Genomic DNA, 24,679 nt, shown 5'->3' with positions numbered 1-24,679 from the left:
TCCTTCCCGCCCATGCGTTTCGCCACAAGCCGTCACAGAACCCGCGCCATCGTGTGCGTGCTGGCGTTCGCCTTGTGGCTCGCGACGACACTCGGCTTCATGCACCGCACGGTGCATGGCCCCCTGACCCCGAGCGCACCTGCTGCGTCCGCGCACGCCGGCGATTCGGTGAAGCCTGCGGGCACGAGCCATTCGCAAAGCGGTCTCCTTGAGTTGTTCGGCGCTCACACCGACGCCGATTGCCGCCTGTACGACCAGCTTTCCCACGGCTCGGCCGCACTCTGCGTGCCGCCGGTCATCCTGCCGGGCATGCTGCCGGCGGTTACCTTCGCCTGGCGCGAGGGCGAGGCACTCGCCCGATGGGTCGCGCTCTTCGACGCGCGCGGCCCGCCTTCCACTCGCTGAATCCCCTTTGCCTGCCGGCTGCTGCATCCGCCTTGCGGATGGCGGCCGGTCGTCCATCGATTCAACGAGTGTTCCCAGATGCCATTCTTTTTCCGTCGCAGCGCCGTGGGCGTTGCCGTGCTTTCCCTTGTCTCCTGCGCCGCCTGGGCTCAATCCGACGCGGATGCTTCCGCTGCGACGCTGCGTGAGGTCACCGTCACCGGCAATCCGCTCGGCGCCACAGACACGATTTCGCCGACCACTTCGCTGTCCAGGGACGCGTTGCTCCTCAAGTCCCAGTCCACCCTCGGCGAAACGCTGAACGGCGTGCCGGGCGTGAGCAGCACCTACTTCGGTCCGAATGCCAGCCGGCCCACCATCCGCGGCCAGGACGGCGACCGCATTCGCATCCTGCAGAACGGCGGCTCCGCACCCGACGCTTCGGCGCTGAGCTACGACCATGCGGTGCCTGTGGACGTGCTCGTCACCGATCGTCTCGAAGTGCTGCGGGGGCCGTCGGCGCTCCAGTACGGCGGCAGCGCGGTCGGCGGCGTGGTCAACGTGATCGACAACCGCATTCCGACTGAGCCGATCGAAGGCTTCGGCGGCCGGGCCGACGTGGGCTTCGCGACCGGCAATCGCGAAAAGGCTGGCGGCGTGGTGCTCGAAGGCGGCAACAACCGCTATGCCCTGCACGTGGACGCATTCAGCCGCAACTCGGACGACGTCAGGGTGCCGCTCGCCATCCCCTGTGCCAATCCGCAGCGGCCCGGCATCGCCTACAAGCTGTGCAATTCGGCCAACCAGGCGGACGGGGGCGCGCTCGGCGGCACGATGTTCTTCGACAAGGGCTGGCTCGGTGCCTCGGTGAGCACCTACCGCAGCGACTACGGCACCGTGGCCGAAGACGACGTCACCATCCGCATGAACTCCGACCGCTATGCGCTGGAGGGCGAATGGCAGCCGGGTGGTTTCTTCACCAATGTCCACGCCAAGCTGAGCCGCACCGAATACCGCCACACCGAGTACGAAGGGCCGCTGCCCGGAACGGTGTTCACCAACGACAGCAACGCCTTCCGCCTCGAAGCGCGTCACCAGCGCATCGGCAATCTCGATGGCCTCATCGGCTTCACGAGCGACAACGGCCGCTTCTCGGCATCGGGAGAGGAGGCGTTCGCGCCGAACAGCCGGACGCGGTCGAACGCGCTGTTCCTCAACGAAGACCTGGGCACCTCATGGGGCCGCCTGAACTTCGGCGCGCGGACCGAGCAGGTCAAGGTTCAGTCGTTCGGCGATCCCGAGAACCCGGAGCTCACACGATTCTTCGTCGGCGAGCGCAACTTCACGCCGAGCAGTGCGGCCTTCGGCGCGCTGGTCGACCTGACGCCGCAATGGCAGCTCACTTCGAACCTGGCCTACACCGAGCGGGCGCCCAAGGACTACGAGCTGTTCGCCAACGGCCCGCACGTCGCGACGGCCGCGTGGGAAATCGGCGACCCGGACCTGAAGAAGGAAAAATCGACCGGCTTCGAACTGGGCGCCCAATGGAAGGACGGACCCAATACCGCCCGGGTCAATGCCTACGTGACGCGCTTCAGCAACTACATCGGCCTCACGGCAACGGGCCGCGAGCGCAGTGCGGATGGCGAAGTCAATCCGCCTCCCGTCGACACACCCGAAGGATTGCTGTTCCCCGAGACCTTCGCCGAATACGTGTATCGGGGCGTGCCCGCACGCTTCACCGGCATCGAGGCCAACGGCAACCTGCGGCTGCTCGGCACCGGCGGCTTCTCGCGTCTGGACGACGCGGCCACGCTGGACCTCGAGTGGCGAGGCGACTTGGTGCGGGCCACCAACACCAACACCAACCTGCCGCTGCCGCGCATCGCGCCGGCACGAGTGGGTGCCACCCTGGCCTACGGCGACGGCCCTTGGACGGCACGCGTGGGCTTCGACCACTACGCGGCGCAGGACCGGGTGCCGCCCTTCGGCGATATCCCGACCGATGCCTACACGATGTGGAACGCAGCGCTCACCTACAAGATGCGCGTGCAGCGTGCCAACCTCACCTGGTATGCGCGCATCGACAACATCACCGACCAGCTCGCCTACAGCGCGACTTCGATCCTGACGACGACCGTGTACCCCAACGCGCCGTTGCCGGGGAGGTCGCTGAAGCTGGGGTTGCGGGCGACCTTTTAGCCGCAAACGTTAAGTATTCCGTCTCCAGAGGGAAAGTACTCTTTTCGCAGGGGATCCAGGGGCGCGACGATGAAGGCAACTTGAATCCGGCGAAACGCAAGGCGTGGAACTGATGGAGATGGCTCATGCGCACTGAGCAGCATATTGATTCGGTGGAGAGCCGGCTCGCGAGGATCCGCGGGATCGTGCAAGGCGTCGGCTTCCGGGAAGCCTGTATTGGTCAGGCGCGTGCACTGGGGGTCACGGGCTGGGTTCGCAACCGCACGGACGGCTCGGTCGAATTGATGGTGCAGGGCTCGCCCGAGCAACTTGCGCAGATGTGCGCCTGGCTGCGCAACGGCGTGCCATCGGCGGTGGTCGACACCCTCGAAGTGAACGCGCTGCGGTCCCCGGTCGATCGCCTCGACCAGTTCGAACGCCTGCCCACGGTGTAGCCAGGGCGCGGCGCGGTCGAGGTGCACGCCCATGTATCCTCGCCGCGGTGAATGCGTCCGTCCTTTCCTCGCTCCTGCCCGTTGTTCTTCTCATCGCCGCGGGCTACCTTGCGGGGCGTCGCGGGTGGGTCGGCGGCAAGGCGGTGAGGGACCTGTCGAACCTGATCTTCCTGCTGCTCGCGCCTGCGCTCCTGTTCCGGGCGATGAGCACGGTGCGCGTCGAGCAACTGAGCCTGCGGCCTGTCGCCGCCTACTTCATCGCGGCGGGCATCATCTTCGCGGGCACGCTGGTTTTGCGGGGCTTCAACCGGACGGCGGCTGTGCTCGCGCTGGCCAACACTTACAGCAACACCGTGATGATCGGCATCGCGCTGATCGGCCTGGCCTACGGGCCCGAAGGCATGGTCGTGCTACTCACGCTGATCTCGCTGCATTCGCTGGTGCTGCTGACCAGTGCGACGGTGGTCCTCGAATTGGCCGTGGCGCACGAGCACGCGTCGACGAGCGGGGAGGAGCGCCGCTCGATGATTCGCACCGTGGGCCGGGCGCTCTACAACGCGATCATTCACCCGGTGCCGCTGCCGATCATCGCGGGCCTTCTGTTTGCACAGACGGGCATCCAGATGCCCGAGGCCATCGACAAGCCGATCGCGCTGCTCGGCGGCGCCTTCAGCCCGGTGGCGCTGGTCATGGTCGGCATCACGCTCGCGTTGACGCGGGTCGGCGGGCACTGGCAAGGCGCACTGGTGCAGGCGCTGATCAAGAACCTCGTGCATCCGCTGCTGACGGTCGGTATCGGCCTGGCGCTGGGTCTGCGTGGCTTGCCGCTCACGGTCATGGTCGTGGCTGCCGCACTGCCCATGGGCGCGAATGTGTTCCTGTTCTCGCAGCGCTACCGCACGGCGGAAGAACTCGTGACTGCAAGCGTGGTGGTGTCCACCGGGATGGCACTCATCACGCTGTCGGGCGTGATGGCGCTCGCGAATCGATTCCTGTAGATCCCTGCAGTCAAGGCGCGAGGCGCTCGCGAACCCATGCGCCATCTTCCTGGCGATAGCGAAGGCGGTCGTGCAACCGGCTCTTGCGCCCCTGCCAGAACTCCCAACGGTCGGGCATCAGGCGGAAGCCGCCCCAATGCGGTGGACGCGGCGGTGAGAGCAGATATCTTGCCGCCTGCACAGCGGCGTTCTTCACCAGCACGTCGCGACCGCTGATCACTTCGCTCTGCGGACTGGCCCAGGCGCCGATGCGCGAGTCGAGCGGGCGGCTCGCGAAGTAGGCATCGCTCTCGGCATCGCTGACTCTTTCGACGCGGCCTTCGATGCGCACCACGCGCTCCAGCTCGACCCAGTGGAACTGGAGCGCGGCCCAGGGATTGCCTGCCAGATCCTGGCCCTTGCGGCTCTGGTAGTTGGTGTACCAGACGATGCCGCGCGCGTCGTAGCCCTTGATCAGCACGATGCGGGTGGAGGGACGCAGGTCGCCGCCGACGGTGGCCAACGTCATTGCGTTGGGTTCGGGCAGTTGCGCGTCGATCGCCTCGGCGAGCCAGCGCTCGAATTGCTGCACCGGGTCGCCCGCGCTGCTGGTTTCGTCAAGCTCGGCGCGCTCGTAGCTCTTGCGGAGGGCGGCCAGCGACTCGTTGGGGGAACTCATCATGGCGCCATTGTTGCGCATGCGAAGCAGGGATACTGCGCGCCATGAGCACTGCGTCCATGTCTTCATCGCCCATCGTCATCGTGCTCGCCTCGGGTCGCGGCGAGCGTTTCACGGCCGCGGGGGGCGTGGGCTACAAGCTGCATGCGCCGCTGGCGGGCTCCACGGTGCTGGAGCACACGCTCGCCGCCGTTCGCGCAAGCGGGCTGCCATGGCATCTGGAGGATGTGGGCCATCCGGGGATGGGTGACTCCATCGCCGCCGCCGTGCGCGCCACGGCCGACGCGGCGGCGTGGCTGATTCTTCCGGCGGACCTGCCCCTGGTGCTGCCGGCCACCTTGCAAGCCGTTGCGCGGGCGCTGTCGGGTCCGGCTCGCGCGGCCCAGCCGCACTACCGCGGCGGACGCGGCCATCCCGTCGGCTTTGCGGCGATCTGCGGGCCGCAGCTGGCAGCGCTGTCCGGCAATCTGGGCGCGGCGCCCATCCTTCGGGCGCTGAGGGATGCGCAGCAAGTGGCCGAGGTCGAAGTCGACGACGTCGGCATCGTGACCGACATCGACACCCCTGAAGAGCTCGCGCGCGCCGAAGCGCTTCTGCTGGATCGCCTCAGCCGCGCGTGATCACCGCGCAAGCGATGCGCGGGCCGGAGTTGCCGGCGGGCTGCGAGGTGAAGTCGTCGCGGTCGCGGTGCACCACCAGCGCGCGGCCGACGACGTTGTTATTGGCGCCTTCGGTCAGCGAGATGGAATGCACGTCGACACTGAAGCGCGCGACGCCGCTCGAATCGGCGACCAGGCTGGGAAGCTCGCCCGCATGGCTGCCCGGCGCGGCGAACTTGCCGTGCGTGCCGCCGCCAGGATTGAAGTGACCGCCCGAGGCATTGCCGTTGTCACCGCAGTCGCCTTTTTCGTGGATGTGGAAGCCGTGTTCGGTACCCGGCGCGAAGCCGCGTACCTCGCCTTCGACGCGCACGCCATGTTCCAGCGGCTTGAAAGTCACCTTGCCCATGGTCGGATTCGGCGACATCGCGCCGGTCGGCGCCAGGTTGGCCATGGCGCCCGCGCCGGTCCCCATGGTGCCGCACGCGGCGAGAACACTGGCCGCGAAAAGGACTGCAACAGGGGCGATGAAGCGACGGGACATGGCTACTCCTCGGAGGTTGATTCGGGTTTGGAAGGGGACGGGGAAGGGTACACCGGAGCATGGAGCGCTGCGCTGTCGGCCTGCGCCGACAACCGCGCTTCCGCGAGCTTCACGAGCCGCGACAGCGCGGCGTCGTGAATGGAGTGACGGCGGAGCTCCAGCAAGGTTTGCTGCGCGTAGTCCAGTGAGGTGCCGTAACGGCCCACCGCGCTCTCGAAAATCCGGCGATAGCGCTCATCGCTCAATTCGCCGGTGAAGTTCGGGCTTCGCCGCGACAGCGTGAAGGCGAGCGCACGCACGGTGGAATGCGGCGTCACGCATTCGAGCCACTTGGGGTCGTAGACGCCGGTGGGCATCTCCCGCAGCCAGAGCCGGCCGAGGGTTTCGAGACCGTCCGCCGCGGGCACGCGGAAGACCATGCCCCGGCAGCTGCCACCCGACAGCAGCCCGAACACGAGCCCCGGATTCTCGACCGTGCCACGATTGACACGGCTCCACATCTTGAGTGCGCGATGCCAGCCATGGACGCGTGCGGGATGCCGCTCGACAAATCCGAAGTCCGGCCGCCAGATCAGGGAGCCGTAGCCGAAAAGCCAGAGATCCTCGTGCCCACCCCATTCCTCGATCACGCGGTCGAGCATCGGCTTGGGGTCGCGCAGGGGTTGGGGCAGAGGGTCCAGGCCAGGCGGGCCGGGGTCGCCGGAGCGCGAAAGGTCGGCGCCTACAATTTGGCGGTCATGGTTCACCGCACCATTATTTACCGACCACTTGACTACGGAGATCGCCCCATGTCCGCCACCGTTGATGACGAGAGCCAGCAGAACTTCATCCTCGCCTTCCTCCTCGGCCTGATCGCTCTCGTGATCTTCTTCGTGATCGGCATCGTGCTGTATCACAAGAACCACGTGGCGGGCGTGCCAGCCCAACCGGTGGCCGCTGTAGCGGCGCCGACCACCACCATCGCCGTCGTGACGGAAACCGTCACGGTCGTGATTCCCGACGGCGCGAGCATTCGTGTCGTGGGCGGCATCGTGAATTTCTACTTCGCTACCGCGAGCGCCGACTTGGCACCCGGTGCCGCCGAGGCGCTGGCCGCGGTGATCAAGGGCGTCGAGAGCGGCCGCAAGGCGGTGGTATCGGGCTACCACGACACAACCGGCGATGCAGCAGTCAACGAAGAACTCGCCAAGAAGCGCGCCGAAACGGTGCGCGACGTGTTGAACGGACTCGGCGTTCCGGCTGACAAGATCGAATTGCAGAAGCCAGCAGTTGCCACCGGTTCGGGCACCAACGCCGAAGCGCGCCGGGTCGAGGTCAAGCTGGTGGATTGAGCTCGCCCCCAGGCTGCGCGCACTTCGTGTCGCTTCGCCCACCCCCTGCCGGGGGCATTACCAGTGCCCGGCAAAGCCGGTTCCACGGTATTCCTGCAGCGAGAGGCTCGACAAGCCCGAGGGTGAACGCAAAGCCCTCGGGCTTTTTCATTCCGGCTTGATACCATGCACTTCCGAGCCGTTGCCACATGGCGGCTTTCCGGCTGAGCGACCCATCCCATGACTACAAATCCCACAGTCCGCGATGTCACCGAACGCATCCGCGAGCGCAGCCGCTCGTTGCGCAGCGCCTACCTTCAGCGCCTGGCCGAAACCCGCAACCGCGACCGCGGCTCCGACCGCATGGGCTGCGCCAACGTGGCGCACGCGGTGGCGGGCATTCCCGCCAACGACAAATTCAGGGTGGTGAGCGAGCGCGCGCCCAATATCGGCGTCGTCACTGCCTACAACGACATGCTCTCGGCCCACGCGCCGTACCAGGGCTATCCGGACATCGTCAAGCACGAGGCGCGCCGCCTCGGCGCCACCGCTCAAGTGGCCGGCGGCGTCCCGGCCATGTGCGACGGTGTCACGCAGGGCACGCCCGGCATGGAACTGAGCCTCTTCAGCCGCGACGTGATCGCGATGAGCACCGCGGTGGCGCTCACGCACGACATGTTCGACGCCGCCTTGCTGCTTGGCGTGTGCGACAAGATCGTGCCGGGGCTGCTCATTGGCGCGTTGCACTTCGGTCACTTGCCGACCGTCTTCGTGCCCGCCGGGCCGATGCCTTCGGGCCTGTCCAACAGCGCCAAGTCCAAGGTGCGCGAGCAGGCAGCCCAGGGCCTAGTGGGCCGGCAGGGCCTGCTCGATGCCGAGATGCAGGCCTATCACGGGCAGGGCACCTGCACCTTCTATGGAACGGCGAACAGCAACCAGATGCTGCTCGAAGCCATGGGCCTGCATGTGCCGGGCACGGCCTTCATCCAGCCCGGCGATTCGATGCGCGAGGCGCTCACGCGCGAGGCGGTGCGCACCGTGCTGGGCCGTGCCGGCGAAGCTTCCTTTGCGGTGCCGCCGATCGGCGAAATGGTCGACGAGCGCGTCATCGTCAACGCCATGGCCGCGCTGCTCGCGACGGGCGGCTCGACCAATCACCTCATCCACTGGGTCGCCGTGGCGCGCGCCGCGGGCATCCTCATCGACTGGAACGATTTCTCGGAGTTGTCAGAGGTCGTGCCTCTGCTGACGCGGGTCTATCCCAACGGCAGCGCCGACGTCAACGAATTCCAGGCCGCGGGCGGACCGGGTTTCGTGATCGGTGAACTGCTCGACGCCGGCCTGATGCACGCTGACGTACTTAGCGTGCGCGCGGGCGGCATTCGCGAATTCGCGAACATCCCGACCCTGCAGGGTGCACCGTCCGATGAACACGTACTCAAGTGGCACGCAGCCGCGCCGTCGAAGAACGATGCCGTGGCGCGCCCCGTGTCGACGCCTTTCAGCGCCACCGGGGGGCTGAAGCTGCTCAACGGCAATCTCGGCCGCAGCGTGATCAAGGTGTCTTCTGTGCCCGACGACCGGCACGTGATCGAGGCTCCGGCCCGGGTGTTCGAATCGCAGGCTGCTCTGCAGCAGGCCTTCAACGCCGGCGAGCTGGAACGCGACGTCGTCTGCGTGGTGCGCTGGCAGGGGCCGCAGGCCAACGGCATGCCCGAACTGCACAAGCTCACGCCGCCGCTGTCGGTGCTGCAGGGCAAGGGCTTTCGAGTGGCGCTGGTCACCGACGGCCGCATGAGCGGTGCCTCGGGCAAGGTTCCGGCCGCGATCCACGTCTCGCCCGAAGCCGCGGCAGGAGGGCCGTTGGCGAAGGTGCGCGACGGCGACCTGATCCGTCTCGATTCGATCGCCGGCACACTCACCGTGCTGCTGCCGGACGACGAGTGGGCTGCGCGCGAGACCGCGACGCTGCCCGAAGAACTGCGCACCGCCAACGGTCACGGCCTCGGCCGCGACCTGTTTGCCGGCATGCGCCGCAATGCATTGACTGCCGAAGAAGGAGCCTGCACATGGCTGTGAAAGATTCAATCTCCGCGCTCGACGTGATGCGCGACGCCCCGGTCATCCCGGTCATCGTGCTGCACGACGTGAAGGACGCGGTGCCGCTCGCACGCGCTTTGGTCGCCGGTGGCATCCGCATGCTCGAGGTCACGCTGCGCACGCGCGAGGCGCTCGAATGCATCGAAGCCATCGCCAAGGAAGTGCCCGAAGCCGTGGCCGGCGCCGGCACGATCCGCAGCGCTGCCGATGCGCAGGCCTCGGCGCTGGCCGGCGCGAAGTTCGGCGTCAGTCCGGGCTACACGCGCGCCGTCGGCAAGGCATGCCATGACCTCGGCTTGCCGCTGCTGCCGGGCGTCGCGACGGGCAGCGAAATCATGATGGCCCAGGAAGACGGCCTGACCGAACTCAAGTTCTTTCCGGCCGTGCAGGCGGGCGGGCTCGCGATGCTCAAGGCCTGGCAAGGGCCGTTCGGCGACGTGAAGTTCTGCCCTACGGGGGGCATCCATGCGGGCAACGCGCACGAGTTCCTGGCGCTGTCCAACGTCGCCTGTGTGGGCGGCTCGTGGATCGTGCCGACCGATGCCATCGCCGCCGGCGACTGGGCACGCATCGAGGCGCTCGCGCGAGAGGCGAGCCAGCTCGCGCGATGAGCGAGGTGCTTGACGGCAGCGACCTCAAGGTCATTGCCTTCGACGTCTTCGGCACGGTGGTCGACTGGTATTCCGGCATCGCCGCCGAGGCCGAACGCATCCTGCCCGGCATCGAGGGCGGCGCCTTCGCGCTGGCCTGGCGTGCGGGCTACCAACCCGCGATGAGGAGCGTGATGGAGCGCCTGGCGGCGGGCGAGGGCGGCTTCACGCTGCTCGATGAACTGCACATGGGCATCCTCGAAGGCGTGCTGCTCGACTTCGGCGTGAGTGACCTGGATTCGGTGCGCAAGCGCGAGCTCAACAAGGCGTGGCACCGTTTGCCGGCCTGGCCCGATGCGGTCGCGGGACTGGCGCGGCTCAAGAGCAGGTACATCATCTGCACGCTGTCGAACGGCAACATCGGCTTGCTGACCGAGATGGCGAAGCGGGCCGGCTTGCCGTGGGATTGCGTGCTCTCGGCAGAAGTGTTCAAGGCCTACAAGCCCGATCCGCGCACCTACCTCGGCGTCGCCGCGGTGTTCGACGTGACGCCGAATCAGGTGATGCTCGCGGCGGCCCATCATGACGACCTTGCGGCGGCGCGCACGTGCGGCCTGCGCACCGGGTACATCGAGCGTCCGAACGAGTTCGGTCCGGCGCGGCCGAAGGATGTTTCGCCGCATTCCGACAACACGCTGCATGCGCGCGACATCCGCGCGCTGGCGGATTTGCTGGGTTGTTGAGCCGGCGCTCGTTCAGCGCAGTCCGCCGCCAGCTGCCCCTTCGGCACGCTGAATCAATTCGATCTTGTACCCATCCGGATCCGTCACGAAGGCGATCACGGTGGTGCCGCCCTTTACCGGCCCGGGCTCGCGCGAGACGTTGCCGCCCGCCGCCTTGATCTTCTCGCAGGCCGCATAGGCATCGGGCACGCCCAGCGCGATGTGGCCGTAGGCCGTGCCCATCTCGTAACTCTCTGTGCCCCAGTTGTAGGTCAGCTCGATCTCTGCCTGCGCCGGGTTGCCTTCGTAGCCGACGAAGGCCAGGCTGTACTTGTATTCGGGGTTTTCGGAGGTGCGCAGCAGTTGCATGCCCAGCACCTGGGTGTAGAAGTCGATCGAGCGCTGGAGATTGCCAACGCGCAGCATGGTGTGAAGAAGTCGCATCTCGTGGGTCGCGAAGAGTGGTCGTTCACCTATTGTCGCGCGTCGGGCGTACGCTCGACGCCCAGCGCATGAGGCGTCCGTTGTGCATGACGCCGATCTGGTCGGCCATGGTGTGCGCTTCGGCTTCATTGTGGGTGACCAGCACCGCGGTCTGCCCGGCGGTCTTGAGGATGTCGCGCACTTCGGCCGTCAGCCGTTCGCGCGTGGCCGCGTCCAGATTCGAAAAGGGTTCGTCGAGCAATAGCAGCGCGGGTTCGGGTGCGAGCGCGCGAGCCAGTGCGACGCGCTGCTGCTGGCCGCCCGAGAGTTCGTGCGGATGGCGCTCGCCGGCGTCGGCCAGTCCGACGAGCGCGAGCATGGCTGCGACGCGCGCCCTTTGTGCCTCGCGTGCCCATCGCTTCAGGCCGAAGGCAACGTTCTGTGCCGCGGTGAGATGCGGGAACAGGGCGTATTCCTGGAACATCATCCCGACCCGGCGCCGCTCGGGCTGCACGTGCGTCGCGACCGAGGACAGCACGCTGTCGCCGAGCCGGATCGTGCCGGCGCGAACCGGCTCGAATCCGGCGATGGCGCGCAGCACGGTGGTCTTGCCGCAGCCGGAAGGGCCGAGCAGGCAGCCGATCGCACCGGCGTCGAGCGACAGCGAGAAGCTGTCGACGACCGTGAGGTCACCTCGCGTGCCTTCGTAGGCCAGGCGCACGTCGTCGAGTTGAAGGGTGGCGCTCATCGGGCGGCCTCCGCCTGCACGCTCAGTCCATTGCGTGCGAGCAGCATGACCGGCAACAGTCCGACAACGACGATTGCGAGCGCGGCCATCGCGCCTTCTTCGTACGTGCCGCGCGCGGCTTCCGCGTAGAGCAAGGTTGCGAGCGTGTCGAAATTCGCGGGTCGCAGGAGCAGAGTCGCGGGCAGTTCCTTCATTGCGTCGACGAAGACGAGCAATGAAGCCGCGGCGATGGCCGGCCGCAGCAGCGGCAGGTGCACGCGCCGCAGGGTGCCGCTTGCGGTCTCGCCCAGCAGGCGCGAGGCTTGTTCGAGGGCTGGCGGAATGCGCGCCAGGCCCGCTTCGATGCCACCGACGGGCATGGCCAGAAAGCGGATCGCGCAGGCCACGACGAGCACGATGCCCGCGCTCATCAACGGCAGGCCCGGGTGGCCGATCAGCGACCCCAGTGCGCCATCGAAGGCGAGTGCCGGCGTCAGAAGACCGATCGCTAGCACGGTGCCCGGCAGGGCGTAACCCAGCACTGCGGCACGCGCCTGCCAGCGAGCGCCGTTGCCCATCGAGCCCTGGTTGCGGACCGCCCAGGCCACCACGAGGCCGGCAGCGACCGTGACCGCTGTCACGCCTGCTGCCAGCCCGATCGTGTTGCCCAGGCTCGCGACCAATCCCGAAGAGATACCGGTGCCCAAGCGCAGCCGCTTGATCGTTTCCCAGACCAGGTAGAGCGCGGGCGCGACGAATCCCAGTAGGACAGGAAGCGCGGCCGCAAAGGTGGCCAGCCACGCTGCCGCGCCGTGCAGGCGACGCGGCCGGATCGCGCGCATGCGCTGCGCCGAACCGAAGCGCTGGTGTCGCCGGCCATTGCGTTCGAGCAGCACCAGCGCCACGACCACGAACAGCATCGCGCAGGCGATCTGTGCCGCGCCGGCCAGATCGGAGCGCGTGATCCACGTCGTGTAGACCGCGACGGTGAGCGTCTGGATGCCGAGGAATTCGGAGGCGCCGATGTCGTTGAGCGTCTCGAGCAACGCGAGGCTTAGACCCACGGCCAGCGCGGGCCGCGCCAATGGCAACGCGACGCGGAAGAAGGCGGCGGCGCGGGTCGCGCCGAGCGTGCGGGCCGCTTCCATCAGGTGGGCCGGTTGGGTCATGAACATGGCGCGCGCCGTCATGTAGACGTACGGATAGAGGACGAAACCGAGCACGAAGATCGCACCAGGCATCGAGCGCAAGTCGGGCAGGCGGAACTGGCGAGGGCTGTCGAAGCCCAGCGCCCAGCGGATTGCGCCCTGGACCGGGCCGATCGGGTGCAGCAGATCGAGGTAGGCGAAGGCGACGATGTACGTCGGCATCGCCAGCGGAAGCAGCAAGGCCCAGTGCAGCACCTTGCGACCCGGAAAGTCACAGGCCGTGACCAGCCAGGCGCAGCCGGTGCCGATGATGAGAACCAGCGCGCCGACGCCGGCCAGCAACAACGCCGTGTTGAGCGCGGCCTGCGGAAGCACGTGACGGGCGAGATGCGACCAATGCGCCAGGCCCGAACCGACGGCAAGCCATGCGAGGCTCAGCACCGGCGCGAGGACGCCCAGCGCAATGGCAACCGACGCGATCCGCCAGGCGGCGCCGACAGATCGCAGATGCGTCACTGGTCGAACGCGACCTTGTCCACCAGCGCGCTGGCCTGCTTGCGGTATTTGGCGATCTCGGCCACCGGCAGCGGATCGACCTTCAGTTCACCGATGCTGGACGAGATGATCGAATCCAGCGCTACACCTTTGCGAACGGGGTATTCGTAGTTGATCTCGGCATACAGCGCCTGGGCCGGCTCCGACACCAGGAACTCGAGCAGCTTGACCGCATTGGCCCGCTGCGGCGCGTTCTTCGCGACCGCGGCGCCACTGATGTTGACGTGCGTACCGCCGCTTTTCGCGTTGGCGAAAGTCGGCTTGATCACCTTGATCGCGTCGCCCCACTTGCGCGCGTCGGAGCCTTCCTTGGAGCCCTTCATCTGGCCCACGTAGTAGGAATTCGCGAGGCCGACGTCGCAGATGCCACCGAGGATGTCGCGCGCCACGTCGCGGTCGCCGCCCGTGGCCTTGCGGGCCAGATTGGCCTTCACGCCACGCAGCCATTGCTCGGTCTTGGCTTCGCCGTCGTGCGCGATCATCGCGGAGACCAGCGCCGTGTTGTAGGGGTGCTGGCCTGCGCGGATGCAGACCTTGCCTTTGTACTTGGGATTCGCGAGGTCTTCGTAGCGGAACGAGGTCAACGGCATGTTCTTGTCGGCATACAGCACGCGTGCGCGCATCGACAGCGCGTACCACTGGCCGTCGGCGCCGCGCAGGTTGGACGGAACGGCCGCGTCCAGCGCCGCCGATTTCACGGGCTGCGTGACGCCGCCGTCGACGAGGTCCATCAGATTGCCGATGTCGACCGTCATCAGCACGTCGGCGGGCGAACGGGCGCCCTCGGCCTTGACTCTTTCGAGCAGGCCGTCCTTTACGAACACGGTGTTGACCTTGATTCCGCTCTGCGCGCTGAACGCCGAGATCAGCGGTTGGATCAGGCCTGGTTCGCGGGTGGTGTACAGGGTGAGTTCATCAGCCGCGTGAGCGGGCGTGGCCGTAGCCAGCAAGGCGGCGGCAATGCAGCTCAGCGCGCTGACCGCAAGGGCAGGCGCGCGAAGGCGTTGGGTCATGAGATGTCTCCCGGGACAGTGAGATGAGAAGCATCGGCGCGGACTGCTGCCGATGCGAATAATTATCACTGTCGCAGGCGTCGGCCCGCCTTATGCACCTACAGGGCAGGGGGGCCATTGGTCGCGTGTCAGCCTCAGCGGCTCGGCATCTCGAACACCAGACACGTCGTCGTGGCGTGGGCGTACAACGTGCCGTCCGCGCCAACCAGCCGTGCCTCGGCGGTGGCCAGTTGCCGTCCGCAATGGATGACCTTGCCTTCGGCGCGCACGCGCTGGACCTTGGGCGTGAGGCCCTTCACCAGATTCACGCCCAGCTCGGCCGTGGTGTAGGCGCGGCCGACCGGCATCATGGTGTGGACGGCGCAGCCGAGCGCGGAATCGAGCAGGGTGGCGAACCAGCCACCGTGGATGCCGCCCATTGGATTCAGGTGCTCGGCGCGCGGCGTGCCCTGGAACACCGCCTTTCCGAGGCCGACTTCGATCAGCTGGAAGTGCAGCGTCTTGGCGATGGCCGCATAAGGAATCTCCGCGCGCAGCATCGCCTGCATCATTTCCAGGCCGGTCTTGCCGGCGATCTGTTCGGGGCGGGCGACGCCAGGGCCGGGCCCTGCGTTGAGGCGCTCGTTGATGGCGTCTTCTTCAGCGATCCAGGAGGCCAGTTGATCCGTCGATGTCATTCAATTCCCATAAGAAGTTGCATATGCAATGATTGTAGCTACAATCATCGGCATGGACGCTATCGCAAGGCCGCAAGGCTGTACCAATTTCCGGCTGCGGCGCCTGATGCGCCAGCTTGCCCGCCACTACGACGCGGAGGTCGCCAAGAGCGGGCTCAAGACCACGCAGTACTCGCTGCTGTCGCACGTCCTTCATCTGGGGCCGCTGCGGCCGGTGGATCTGGCGCAGGCCATGGGGATCGAGGCCTCGACGCTGACACGCAACCTCAAGCCCATGGTTGCCGCGGGCTGGCTCACGCAGAGCGACGGCCCCGATGCGCGAAGCCGCCTGATCGCCATCACGGACGAGGGCCGGAAGAAGCGCACGGAGGCGCAGCGCCACTGGCGCACCGCGCAGGAAAAACTCAATGAAATGCTCGGCGTCGAGCGCGTCATCGCATTGCACACGCTCGTCGACGAGAGCATGGAGTTGCTGCAGGCGACGGGTGATGCCACCGGATATGGAGAGTTCGATGAATGACAAGACATCTGCGGGCACGACGCCCCTTGCGCGTTATGCCGTGTGGCTGGTGCTGCTGGCTGCGGCCGGCACCTTCGCGCTGACCATGGGCGTGCGGCAGACGATGGGGCTGTTCCTTTCGTCGCTCAACACGTCGACCGGGCTCGGCATCGGCAGCATCAGCCTGGCATTCGCGTTCGGCCAGTTGTGGTGGGGGCTGACGCAACCCTTCGCCGGTGCGGTGGCTGATCGCATCGGCACGGGCCGCGTGATCTTCATCGGTGTGCTGCTGGTGGCGCTCGGCACCTTCATCACGCCCTTGATGACGTCGACCGCGGGGCTGATCTTCGCCATTGGCGTGCTGGCAGCGGGCGGCGCAGGCATGGCAGGCCCCTCTGTCCTGATGGCCGCGACCACACGCCTCGTGCCGGCAAACAAGCGCGGCCTGGCCACCGGCGTCGTGAACGCGGGTGGCTCCTTCGGCCAGTTCGCCATGGCGCCGATCGCGATCGGCCTGATGGCGTCCGTCGGCTGGGCGAGCGCGATGCAGTGGCTGGCCGTGCTGATCTTGCTGGCACTGCCGGCGGTGTTCGTGCTGAAGGGCAATTCGAACCAGCTGGCGGCGCAGTCCGCGGCGGCCAGCGGCGCGAAGCCGCTCACGGCGCGCCAGGCGATCAGCCAGGCCATCGGCACTCCGAGCTATCGCTACCTGAGCCTCGGATTCCTCGTGTGCGGCTTTCACGTCGCCTTCCTCGCAACCCACCTTCCCGGCGTGGTTGCGGCCTGCGGACTGCCCCCGGAGATCGGTGGCTGGGCGCTGGGGATGATCGGCCTCTTCAACATCGTCGGCAGCCTGCTCATGGGCTGGGCGGTCGGCCGCTGGCGCATGAAGTCGCTGCTGGCGCTGGTGTATGCGACGCGCGGCATCGCGGTGCTGATCTTCCTGCTCGCACCGAAGACGCCGGCCGTCATGTTGATCTTCGCGGCAGTGATGGGTGTGACCTTCCTTTCGACCGTGCCCCCGACGGCGGGCCTGGTCGCCAAGATGTTCGGCCCCGCCAACATGGCCATGCTGTTCGGCATCGTGATGCTGGCGCACCAGATCGGCGGCTTCCTCGGCGCCTTCCTCGGCGGCTATGTGTTCCAGGCGACGGGCAGCTACGACATCGTCTGGTACATCGATATCGCGCTGGCCGCTGGTGCCGCCTTGATCAATCTGCCGATTCGCGAAGCGCGGCCGGCCCTGATGGCCAAGGTGGCGGCGTGAGCGGCGGCGTGGACCCGCGCACGCGGCGCCTGCTCGAAGCGCCGATCGTTCCAACGCTGCTGCGCCTTGCGGCACCCAACGTGCTGGTGATGGTGGCTCAGGCTTCGGTCGGCCTGATCGAAACCTACTTCGTCGGCAAGCTGGGCACCGATGCGCTGGCAGGCATGGCGCTGGTGTTCCCGATCGTCATGCTGATGCAGATGACGTCAGCGGGCGCAATGGGCGGCGGCATCGCATCGTCGATCGCCCGCGCGCTCGGTGCACGCCGCCGCGACGATGCGGACTCGCTGGTGTTCCATGCGATCGCCATCGCCATCGGGTTCGGGCTGCTCTTCATGTTTGCGCTGCTGGTCGGCGGGCGCTGGCTCTATGCGCTCATGGGCGGAACCGGCGCGTCGCTGAATGCCGCGTTGACTTACTCGCACGTGGTGTTTGCGGGCGCTGTGCTGGTGTGGATCTTCAACTCGCTGGCCGCGGTCATTCGAGGCACCGGCAACATGGCCGTGCCGGCGAACGTGACCGTGGCGGGGGTGGTCGTCCTTATTCCGCTGTCTCCACTGCTGATCTTCGGCTGGGGACCGATTCCGGGCCTCGGGATCGCGGGCGGTGCCGTTGCGCTGTTGGTCTACTACCTGGGCGGATCGATCGCGCTGTGGATCTACCTTCGGTCCGAGCGCAGCCTGCTGAAGCCGTCCTGGGCCAAGGCGCGCTTTCGCTGGCCGCTGTTCAGCGACATCCTGCGCATCGGCCTCGTCGGCTCCGTGTCTACGGTGGCGACCAATCTGTCGATCGGCATTGCGACGGCCTTGTCGGGCCACTTCGGCCCGGGCGCGATCGCGGGCTACGGCACGGCGTCGCGGCTCGAATACCTGCTCGTCCCGCTAGTGTTCGGCTTGGGCGCGCCCCTGGTCGCGATGGTCGGCACCTGCATCGGCGCGGGGCAGCGGGAGCGCGCCTTGCGTGCGACGTGGGCCGGTGCCGCCATCGCCTTCGCGCTCTCGGGGACGATCGGTCTCGTGGCGGCGCTGTTTCCGCGACCCTGGCTGATGTTGTTCGGCAGCGATCCGGCGATGCTCGAAGCGGGTTCGCAGTATCTGCGGGCGGTGGGGCCGTTCTATGGCTTCTTCGGGCTCGGACTGGTGCTGTATTTCGCGTCGCAGGGCGCAGGCCGACTGCTGTGGCCGGTGATGGGCAACATCGCCCGCCTGATCGTCGCCGGGGTCGGCGGCTGGCTCGCCTTGCGTTGGGGTGGCGAGCTCGTGCATGTGTTCTTTGCGCAAGGTGTGGCGCTGGTGGTGTATGGCGTCGTCATCGCTTCGGCCATCGCTGGCGGCGCGTGGTTCGGACGAGTGGGCTGGCCGCGCACGACGGCCAGCTTGCTGCGTCGTTTTCAACCCTCCTGATTCTCCAGACATCCGAAAGGTCACCATGAAAGTCAAAGACTCCGTCGTATTCATCACCGGTGCCAACCGTGGCTTGGGCCTCGCCTTTGCAAAGGCCGCGGTCGCGGCCGGCGCAAGGAAGGTCTACGCGGCAGCGCGCGATCCGAAGAGCATCACGCTGGCCGGGGTGCATCCCATTGCGCTGGACGTGACGCAGCCCGAACAGGCGGAGGCAGCAGCCCGCGAGTGTGGCGACGTGACGCTGTTGATCAACAACGCGGGCATCTCGCGTGGCGTGAATCTGCTCGACACGCCGGATGCCTTCGATCTGGCGCGGGCGGAGTTGGAAACCAACTTCTTCGGGCCGTGGGCCGTCAGCCGGGCCTTTGCGCCTGTGTTGAAGGCGAACGGCGGCGGCGCGATCGTGAATGTGCTGTCGATCCTGAGCTGGCTCAGTCTGCCGGGCGCTGCAAGCTACAGCGCATCGAAATCGGCGGCATGGTCGTTGAGCAACGGCTTGCGCAATGCGTTGCGCGAACAGGGCACGCAGGTCCTCAGCTTGCACGTTGCGTTCATGGACACCGACATGACGAGCAAGGTGCCCGGTCCCAAGGCCTCGCCGGATGACGTGGTGGCCCAGACGCTTGCGGCGCTGGAAGCAGGGCAGTTCGAAGTGTTGGCCGATGCATTGACGCGGCAGGTGAAACAGGGACTTTCGGCTGACACGCCGCCTTACGCGGCCAACTAAAGCGCATGGTTGTGAGCCTTTTCGGGGGTTTCCACGGAGAGGGCCTGCGTCGAGCTTGTTTACAAATCGGAACACTTTTTCCGGGCGTTCTCTGCGTCCTCTCTCGAAAGGTTCCTGATGAAAAACGTGCGCTTGCTCTGCGCTGCTGGTTTGTTGGCGTTCGGCGCGGTCAATGCGGCCGCACAGATCCTGATCGGCCAGACCGCTGGCATGACCGGCTCGGTCGCTGCTAGCGTGAACGAGACCATTGGCGGCGCCAAGCTGGTGATCGATGCCGTCAATGCCCAAGGCGGTGTCCATGGCGAGAAGATCGAGATCCTGCGCATGGATGACGCCTTCGACGTCAAGCGCGCGAGCGAGAACGCACGGGTGCTGATCGAGGAGAAGAAGGTGGTCGCGCTCTTCATGAGCCGCGGCACGCCGCATTCGCAGGCCATCATTCCCTGGCTCGACAAGTACGACGTGGCGCTCATCGGCCCTTCGACGGGCGCGATGGTGCTGCACAAGCCGGTGCAGAAGAACGTGTTCAACGTGCGGTCCACCTACCAGCGCGAGGCAGAGAAGGCGGTGCAGCACCTGCTCACCATCGGCATGACGCGGATCGGCGTGGTGTACGTGACCGACTCCTTCGGCCAGGATGCCCTGGAAGGCGCAATGGCCGGCTTCAAGAAGGCAGGCGCCACGCCGGCAGCGCTGGCACCGGCCGATCGCGAGAAGCCCGACTACGCCTCGATCGTGCCGAAGCTCACCGCCGCCAAGGCGCAGGCGGTGGTGTGGATCGGCTCGGGCCTTGCGGTGGTCGACGGCGTGAAGGCGCTGCGCGCGGCCGGTTCCGCAGCGCAGGTCGTCACCTTGTCGAACAACGCCTCGTCCGGCTTCATCAAGCAACTGGGCGAGGCGAGCAGCAGCGTGATCGTGACGCAGGTGTTCCCGAACGAACGCTCCATCGGTCAGCCGATGGTCAAGGAGGCACTGAGCCTGGCGCGCGCCAAGGGCCAGAACGAACTCTCGCCCGCTGCGCTCGAAGGCTTCGCCTCGGCCAAGGTGCTGGTCGAGGCGCTTCGCCGCGCGGGGCCGAAGCCGACCCGGGCCCGAGTCGTGGCGGCCCTGGACACCATCCGCAACTACGATCTTGGCGGGCTCGAGGTCAGCTATTCGCCCACCGACCATTCGGGCATCGACTTCGCCGATCTCTCGATCATCAGCGACGGCAAGTTCAAGCGCTGAGGCCTCCGCGCCCCGGCGCGGCCTGGCGTCTAGCGTCTCGCCGGCGAAGGCAGCAAGCGGCGCAGCGCTTCGAAGAACAGATCGGACTGCTCCCGCTCTCCCTGTATCTGCGCCGCCACGTGCGCGGCAAGCGCCGCATCGACCGGCACCAGCGGTCGCCCGGTCGATTGCGCGATCACCTGGTGAAGACACGCGCGCTCGAGGTAGTAGAGATCGTCGTACGCGTGCGCGATGCGCCCACCCGCCACGATCACGCCATGGTTCGCCAGGAAGGCCACGTCCTTGCCCGCCATGGCGTTCGCGATGCGCTCGCCCTCCCGGTCATCGAGGGCCAGGCCGTTGTAGCTGGCGTCGATCGCGATGCGGTTCATGTAGCGCATCGCGTTCTGGCTCAGCGTCGGGTCGAGCGCGCGGTCGGCGGTCAGCGTGAGCGCCGTGGCATAGGGCATGTGGCAATGCAGCACGACGGCGTGGCCGGTGATGCGATGCACCGCGCCATGGATGAAGAGGGCGGTGGGTTCGACCCGATGCCGCCCCGCGAGCACTTCGCCGTGCACGTCGATCAGCACGATGTCGTCGGGGCCGATCTCGCTCCAGTGCAGGCCGCGCGGATTGATCAGGTAGCGGTCCTGCGCGCCCGGCAAGGCCACGCTGAAATGGTTGCACACGCCTTCGGACAAGCCGTGATGCGCGGCTGCACGCAGCGCGAGCGCAAGGTCCTGGCGCAAGGTGCGGACGGCGGGGCTGGCGTAGTCGGAGTCAGCAGGCATGGCGTGTCGATGAAAGGGGTTGGGTGGACGAAGGCCGCGATCAGGCGCGCGGCGTGCCGGCGAAGGCCGCGACGAAACGCAGCGCGTCTTCTCGCACGGCGGCTGCGGTCTTTCCGGGCTTGTACAGCGCCGATCCGATGCCGAATCCCGTGGAACCGGCTGCGCGCCATTCGTCCATGTTGTCGGGCGTGATGCCGCCGACCGGCATCAGCTGGGTGCCCTTGGGCAGCACGGCCAGCAGCGCCTTCACGACGGCGGGCGAAGCCAACTCCGCCGGAAAGAGCTTGAGCCCCGTGGCGCCCGCGGCCAATGCGCCGAAGGCCTCGGTCGGCGTCATGACGCCCGGCAAGGTCACGAGGCCGAGGCGGGCTGCTTCCGCGATCACCTCGGCGTTGAAGTTCGGCGCGACGATGAGTTCGCCGCCCGCGGCATGCACCTCGCGGACCTGCTGGGCGCTCAGCACCGTCCCCGCGCCGACGAGCGCATCCGGAAAGCGATGGCGCATCAGCGCGATGCTGTCGAGCGGTTGCGGCGAGTTGAGGGGCACTTCGAGCAGGCGGAAGCCTGCTTCGACGATCGCATCGCCTATCGCGGGTGCCTCGGCCGGCGTCAGTCCGCGCAGGATCGCAACGAGCGGCAACTGGCGCATTGCGCCGGAGAATTTGTCGACAGGCGTGGTCATTGTTTTCTGTGGCCCAGTGAGTGGAGTGCGTGCAGGCCGGCCCAGGTGGCTTCGGCGCCGAGCGATCTGGCCGTGGTGCCCGAGGCCTGCAGGGCCAGCACGTAGCGCTGGGTGAGTGCAGACGTGCCGATCAGCACGACCTCGGCGGCGGCGTGGACCGACTGCGTGCGCAGTTCCTCGCCGATCAGGATGCCGGAGAGATAGCTCGACAACTCGCGTGCCGGCATGCGGTCGAACAACGAGAGCGTTCGCGCACCGAAGGCGTTGTGCAGAAGGCCCTGTCCGTTGTCGGCCTGCGTGACGCCTTGCAAAAAGGCGGCTTCGTCCAGAGGTGCAGAGGTGTCGATGGTGCGCGAGAGGATCGAGTGCTGGCTCAGCACCGCGTAGAACTCGCCGGTCATGAAGGTGCGGAAACCCGTCACCATCCCTTTCTTCACGCGGGCCCATTTGTTGTGCGTGCCGGGCAACACGAACAGTCCATCGTGGATGCCGGTGAGTGCCATCGCGCCGAAGATCTGGACCTCCTCGCCACGCATCACGTCGGGCACGCCGTCGTGCGTGTCGCTCAGGCCCGGCACGATCGAGATTCGGCCCGGCTCGATCTCGAGGATCTTGTTGCGCACTTCGACCAGTCCCGCGGGGCACGCGCAGTAGGGCGCCTCGACCCAGCCCTGCTTGCTGCCGGCCATGCCCGAGATCAGGCAACGCATGCCTTGAGCGTGCATCCATTCGCCGAAGTGCGTTTCGAACACTTCGGTGAAGCCGCCGTGCTTCACGGTGAGGATGCCGCGCGAATGGCTCTGTTCTTCCAGCACCCGCCCATCGGGGTCGAGCAGCGCACCGCGCAGCGAACTCGTGCCCCAATCGACGGCAACCAGGCGGGTGTGGCTCATGTCAGTTGGCTCTCGGCTTGTACGCGGTCACGTCGATCTCAACCTTGGCGTCGATCATCAGCCGCGATTCGACGGTCGAGCGTGCGGGCCGGTGGTCGCCCAGGCACTCCATGTAGACGCGGTTGAAGCTGCCGAAATCGCGTGCGTCATTGAGCCACACGCTGACTTTCGCGATGTCGGCCAGCGTGCAGTCGGCCAGTGCCAGAGCCTGCTCTATGCGCTTGAACACCTGGCGCGTCTGCGCCTCGATGCCGCCGACGATGACCTGGCCCTGATCGTCGGTCGGGACTTGGCCGGAGACGAAAACGAAATCGCCCGCGCGGGTGGCGGGCGAGAGGGGGCGTGCCTGCCGATCGGAGGCAATCGGTGACTGGCCGAGCATTTCAACTTTGGACATGGTGATGAATTTGTAATGAAATTACATTTAATGGAAGGGTAAACCCCTGTTTGACGTGGCAAATCGCTAGAAATACGATCGGCGATGTAATGTTATTACTCATGGAGCCGCGATGCAAACAACCGCCATCACTGTACCGACATCTGGTTTTTCTCAACTGAACCCGGTGCGCGCATCGCGATGGCGAACCGTCGCCGGTGCGCTCGCCGCAACCGTCGCATTCGGCTTGCTGCCTGCCGCTGCATTCGCCGAACCTGCCAAGGGCGGCGCCGCCAACCTGGCGATGGTCGGCGAGCCGCAGGGTCTGGACCCGATGATCAGCACCGCAGACCTCGTGGGCACGATCATGCAGCACGTCTACGAACCGCTCTATACCTTCGATGCCAACTGGAACGTGGCACCGATGCTGGCGGAGGGCATGCCGGTGGTCTCCAAGGACGGCCTGACCTACACCATCGCGATCCGCAAGGGCGTGAAGCTCCACAACGGCCGCGACCTGAATGCCGATGACGTCGTGGCTTCGCTGCAGCGCTGGATGGAACTCTCGCCGCGCGGCAAGTCCGTGGGCAAGGAAGTCGCGTCGCTCACGGCCAAGGGGCCGCTCAGCGTCGAGCTCAAGCTCAAGAGCCCGTATGCGCCGCTGCTCGCCCAACTCGCGCTGCCCAGCGGCATGGCCGCGATCCTGGCCAAGGAAAGCATCGCGCCGCAGCTGAAGGAATTCATCGGCACCGGCCCCTACAAGTTCAAGGAACGCCGCCCCGACCAGTTCACCGTGCTCGTGCGCCATGACGGCTACACGGCACGCAAGGAAGCGCCGAGCGGCTATGCCGGCCGTCGCGAAGCCCTGCTCGACGAGCTGCGCTTCGTGCCCGTGCCCAATGCGAACACGCGCGTCGAAGGCTCGCTCTCGGGCCAGTTCCAGTATGCGGACCTGCTCCCGGTCGAGGCCGTGGGCCGCATCGAGAAGGGCGCGCCGGCCGTGGTGCCGATCGTGACGAAGAACTTCGGCTTCCCCTACATCGTGTTCAACACCAAGGAAGGCGTGCTGGCCTCGCAGCCGTTGCGCCGCGCGGTGCAGACCGCGGTCGGGCAGGGTGAGCTGATGGCCGCCGGCTTCGGCGACAACCGCTTCTTCGTGGTCGAGCCCAACTTCTTCCCGAGGGGCACGCCCTACTACTCGGCCGCGGGCACCAACGCCTACAACACGCGCAACCCGCAAACGGCCAAGGACCTCGCCGCCAAGGCGGGCTACAACGGCCAGCCGGTGCGCATCATGGCGAGCCGGCAGTACGAGTTCCACTACAACATGGCGCTCGTGATGTCCGAGCAGCTCAAGAAGGCCGGCTTCAAGACCGATCTGCAGGTGGTCGACTGGGCCACGCTGGTGCAGCGCCGCAACGATGCCAAGCTGTGGGACGTGTACTTCACGCACTCGGGGCTCTTCCCCGAGCCGATGCTCTCGCCGCCGCAACTGGGCGACGGCGCGCCGGGCTGGTGGGAAACGCCGGCCAAGAAGGCCACGCTGACCGCCTTCAACCAGGAAACCGACAACGCCAAGCGCGGCGCGCTGTGGGGCCAGGTGCAGCAGACGGTGTATGACGAAGTGCCCTTCATCGAAGTCGGCAAGTTCAACAGCCTGTCCGCGCGCTCGGCCAAGCTGGAGGGCTACACACCCGCGATCTGGCCGTTCTTCTGGAACACCGGCCTCGCCAAGTAAGCCCGGCGAACCC

General features: G+C 66.9%; 27 protein-coding genes. 15 read left to right on the top strand and 12 right to left on the bottom strand.

Annotated features, from left to right (window positions below; translation table 11 throughout):
* Positions 1–12: 12 nt before the first annotated feature.
* The 4 genes from QTI04_RS25050 to QTI04_RS25035 all read left to right on the top strand — a co-directional run bounded on the left by QTI04_RS25050 (position 13) and on the right by QTI04_RS25035 (position 4,018).
* On the top strand, positions 13–405 hold the full coding sequence (locus QTI04_RS25050) for a hypothetical protein (protein WP_286617929.1): 393 nt from the start codon (positions 13–15) through the stop codon (positions 403–405).
* A 78-nt stretch (positions 406–483) separates the two neighbouring features.
* Complete coding sequence (locus QTI04_RS25045) at positions 484–2,586, top strand: TonB-dependent receptor (protein WP_286617928.1); 2,103 nt, start codon at positions 484–486, stop codon at positions 2,584–2,586.
* Between the two features lie 125 nt (positions 2,587–2,711).
* Entirely contained in the window at positions 2,712–3,020 is a 309-nt protein-coding gene (locus QTI04_RS25040) for an acylphosphatase (RefSeq protein ID WP_286604245.1), read from the top strand.
* 47 nt (positions 3,021–3,067) lie between these two features.
* On the top strand, positions 3,068–4,018 hold the full coding sequence (locus tag QTI04_RS25035; protein WP_286617927.1) for an AEC family transporter: 951 nt from the start codon (positions 3,068–3,070) through the stop codon (positions 4,016–4,018).
* 10 nt (positions 4,019–4,028) lie between these two features.
* Here the strand turns inward: QTI04_RS25035 and pdxH are convergent, their stop codons facing one another.
* A complete protein-coding gene (pdxH, locus tag QTI04_RS25030; protein WP_286617926.1) occupies positions 4,029–4,697 on the bottom strand; it encodes a pyridoxamine 5'-phosphate oxidase in 669 nt (222 codons plus the stop codon).
* Positions 4,698–4,720: 23 nt separating this feature from the next.
* Here pdxH and QTI04_RS25025 point away from each other — a divergent pair, with 23 nt between their 5' ends.
* Positions 4,721–5,296 (top strand): NTP transferase domain-containing protein, encoded by a 576-nt coding sequence (locus QTI04_RS25025; protein WP_286617925.1) that lies wholly within the window; start codon positions 4,721–4,723, stop codon positions 5,294–5,296.
* Here QTI04_RS25025 and QTI04_RS25020 read toward each other — a convergent pair.
* Together QTI04_RS25020 and QTI04_RS25015 are read right to left on the bottom strand one after the other, a co-directional pair.
* Complete coding sequence (locus QTI04_RS25020) at positions 5,283–5,819, bottom strand: superoxide dismutase family protein (RefSeq protein ID WP_286617924.1); 537 nt, start codon at positions 5,817–5,819, stop codon at positions 5,283–5,285. The genes QTI04_RS25025 and QTI04_RS25020 overlap by 14 nt on opposite strands.
* A 2-nt stretch (positions 5,820–5,821) precedes the next feature.
* A complete protein-coding gene (locus QTI04_RS25015) occupies positions 5,822–6,460 on the bottom strand; it encodes a gamma-glutamylcyclotransferase (protein WP_286617923.1) in 639 nt (212 codons plus the stop codon).
* A gap of 147 nt (positions 6,461–6,607) precedes the next feature.
* Here QTI04_RS25015 and QTI04_RS25010 point away from each other — a divergent pair, with 147 nt between their 5' ends.
* From QTI04_RS25010 to QTI04_RS24995, 4 genes are all read left to right on the top strand, one after another.
* Positions 6,608–7,150 (top strand): OmpA family protein, encoded by a 543-nt coding sequence (locus QTI04_RS25010; RefSeq protein WP_286617922.1) that lies wholly within the window; start codon positions 6,608–6,610, stop codon positions 7,148–7,150.
* 219 nt (positions 7,151–7,369) lie between these two features.
* A complete protein-coding gene (gene edd, locus QTI04_RS25005) occupies positions 7,370–9,208 on the top strand; it encodes a phosphogluconate dehydratase (protein WP_286617921.1) in 1,839 nt (612 codons plus the stop codon).
* On the top strand, positions 9,199–9,840 hold the full coding sequence (eda, locus tag QTI04_RS25000; protein ID WP_286566891.1) for a bifunctional 4-hydroxy-2-oxoglutarate aldolase/2-dehydro-3-deoxy-phosphogluconate aldolase: 642 nt from the start codon (positions 9,199–9,201) through the stop codon (positions 9,838–9,840). The genes edd and eda overlap by 10 nt, the downstream gene beginning before the upstream one ends.
* On the top strand, positions 9,837–10,562 hold the full coding sequence (locus QTI04_RS24995) for a haloacid dehalogenase type II (protein ID WP_286617920.1): 726 nt from the start codon (positions 9,837–9,839) through the stop codon (positions 10,560–10,562). Before eda ends, QTI04_RS24995 begins: the two co-directional genes overlap by 4 nt.
* 12 nt (positions 10,563–10,574) lie before the next feature.
* On the opposite strand, the gene gloA is transcribed toward QTI04_RS24995, so the two are convergent.
* The 5 genes from gloA to QTI04_RS24970 all read right to left on the bottom strand — a co-directional run bounded on the left by gloA (position 10,575) and on the right by QTI04_RS24970 (position 15,084).
* Positions 10,575–10,985, bottom strand: a complete 411-nt coding sequence (gloA, locus tag QTI04_RS24990; RefSeq protein WP_286617919.1) for a lactoylglutathione lyase — start codon at positions 10,983–10,985, stop codon at positions 10,575–10,577.
* Between the two features lie 25 nt (positions 10,986–11,010).
* Entirely contained in the window at positions 11,011–11,712 is a 702-nt protein-coding gene (locus QTI04_RS24985; RefSeq protein WP_286617918.1) for an ABC transporter ATP-binding protein, read from the bottom strand.
* Positions 11,709–13,319: an iron ABC transporter permease gene (locus QTI04_RS24980; protein ID WP_286604328.1), complete on the bottom strand. Its 1,611-nt coding sequence runs from the start codon at positions 13,317–13,319 to the stop codon at positions 11,709–11,711. Before QTI04_RS24980 ends, QTI04_RS24985 begins: the two co-directional genes overlap by 4 nt.
* Before the next feature lie 32 nt (positions 13,320–13,351).
* On the bottom strand, positions 13,352–14,407 hold the full coding sequence (locus tag QTI04_RS24975; RefSeq protein WP_286604259.1) for a Fe(3+) ABC transporter substrate-binding protein: 1,056 nt from the start codon (positions 14,405–14,407) through the stop codon (positions 13,352–13,354).
* A 134-nt stretch (positions 14,408–14,541) separates the two neighbouring features.
* A complete protein-coding gene (locus QTI04_RS24970; RefSeq protein WP_286617917.1) occupies positions 14,542–15,084 on the bottom strand; it encodes a PaaI family thioesterase in 543 nt (180 codons plus the stop codon).
* A 52-nt stretch (positions 15,085–15,136) separates the two neighbouring features.
* On the opposite strand from QTI04_RS24970, the gene QTI04_RS24965 reads away from it, so the two are divergent.
* The 5 genes from QTI04_RS24965 (at position 15,137) to QTI04_RS24945 (ending at position 20,207) form a co-directional block, all read left to right on the top strand.
* A complete protein-coding gene (locus QTI04_RS24965) occupies positions 15,137–15,604 on the top strand; it encodes a MarR family winged helix-turn-helix transcriptional regulator (protein ID WP_286617916.1) in 468 nt (155 codons plus the stop codon).
* Positions 15,597–16,850: an MFS transporter gene (locus QTI04_RS24960; protein ID WP_286604263.1), complete on the top strand. Its 1,254-nt coding sequence runs from the start codon at positions 15,597–15,599 to the stop codon at positions 16,848–16,850. Before QTI04_RS24965 ends, QTI04_RS24960 begins: the two co-directional genes overlap by 8 nt.
* Positions 16,847–18,253, top strand: coding sequence for an MATE family efflux transporter (locus QTI04_RS24955; protein ID WP_286604264.1), 1,407 nt, complete (start codon positions 16,847–16,849; stop codon positions 18,251–18,253). Before QTI04_RS24960 ends, QTI04_RS24955 begins: the two co-directional genes overlap by 4 nt.
* Positions 18,254–18,278: 25 nt before the next feature.
* Positions 18,279–18,980: an SDR family oxidoreductase gene (locus tag QTI04_RS24950; protein WP_286604265.1), complete on the top strand. Its 702-nt coding sequence runs from the start codon at positions 18,279–18,281 to the stop codon at positions 18,978–18,980.
* 117 nt (positions 18,981–19,097) lie between these two features.
* On the top strand, positions 19,098–20,207 hold the full coding sequence (locus QTI04_RS24945) for an ABC transporter substrate-binding protein (RefSeq protein WP_286617915.1): 1,110 nt from the start codon (positions 19,098–19,100) through the stop codon (positions 20,205–20,207).
* A gap of 29 nt (positions 20,208–20,236) precedes the next feature.
* Here the strand turns inward: QTI04_RS24945 and QTI04_RS24940 are convergent, their stop codons facing one another.
* Genes QTI04_RS24940 through QTI04_RS24925 form a run of 4 tightly spaced genes read right to left on the bottom strand, consistent with a single transcriptional unit; the run spans position 20,237 to position 22,949 of the window.
* A complete protein-coding gene (locus tag QTI04_RS24940) occupies positions 20,237–20,977 on the bottom strand; it encodes an aldolase (protein ID WP_286617914.1) in 741 nt (246 codons plus the stop codon).
* 40 nt (positions 20,978–21,017) lie between these two features.
* A complete protein-coding gene (locus QTI04_RS24935) occupies positions 21,018–21,659 on the bottom strand; it encodes a 2-dehydro-3-deoxy-6-phosphogalactonate aldolase (protein WP_286617913.1) in 642 nt (213 codons plus the stop codon).
* Positions 21,656–22,552, bottom strand: coding sequence for a 2-dehydro-3-deoxygalactonokinase (locus QTI04_RS24930; protein ID WP_286617912.1), 897 nt, complete (start codon positions 22,550–22,552; stop codon positions 21,656–21,658). Before QTI04_RS24930 ends, QTI04_RS24935 begins: the two co-directional genes overlap by 4 nt.
* A gap of 1 nt (position 22,553) precedes the next feature.
* Entirely contained in the window at positions 22,554–22,949 is a 396-nt protein-coding gene (locus tag QTI04_RS24925) for a RidA family protein (RefSeq protein WP_028253252.1), read from the bottom strand.
* Between the two features lie 112 nt (positions 22,950–23,061).
* Between QTI04_RS24925 and QTI04_RS24920 the strand changes: the two genes are divergently transcribed.
* Positions 23,062–24,666, top strand: a complete 1,605-nt coding sequence (locus QTI04_RS24920; protein ID WP_286617911.1) for an ABC transporter substrate-binding protein — start codon at positions 23,062–23,064, stop codon at positions 24,664–24,666.
* Positions 24,667–24,679 lie beyond the last annotated feature (13 nt).

It is taken from the genome of Variovorax sp. J22R115 (genome assembly GCF_030317005.1).
Lineage (GTDB): Bacteria > Pseudomonadota > Gammaproteobacteria > Burkholderiales > Burkholderiaceae_C > Variovorax.
Note: the sequence above shows the minus strand (reverse complement) of the source record. Positions and strands in the feature narration are given on the sequence as shown.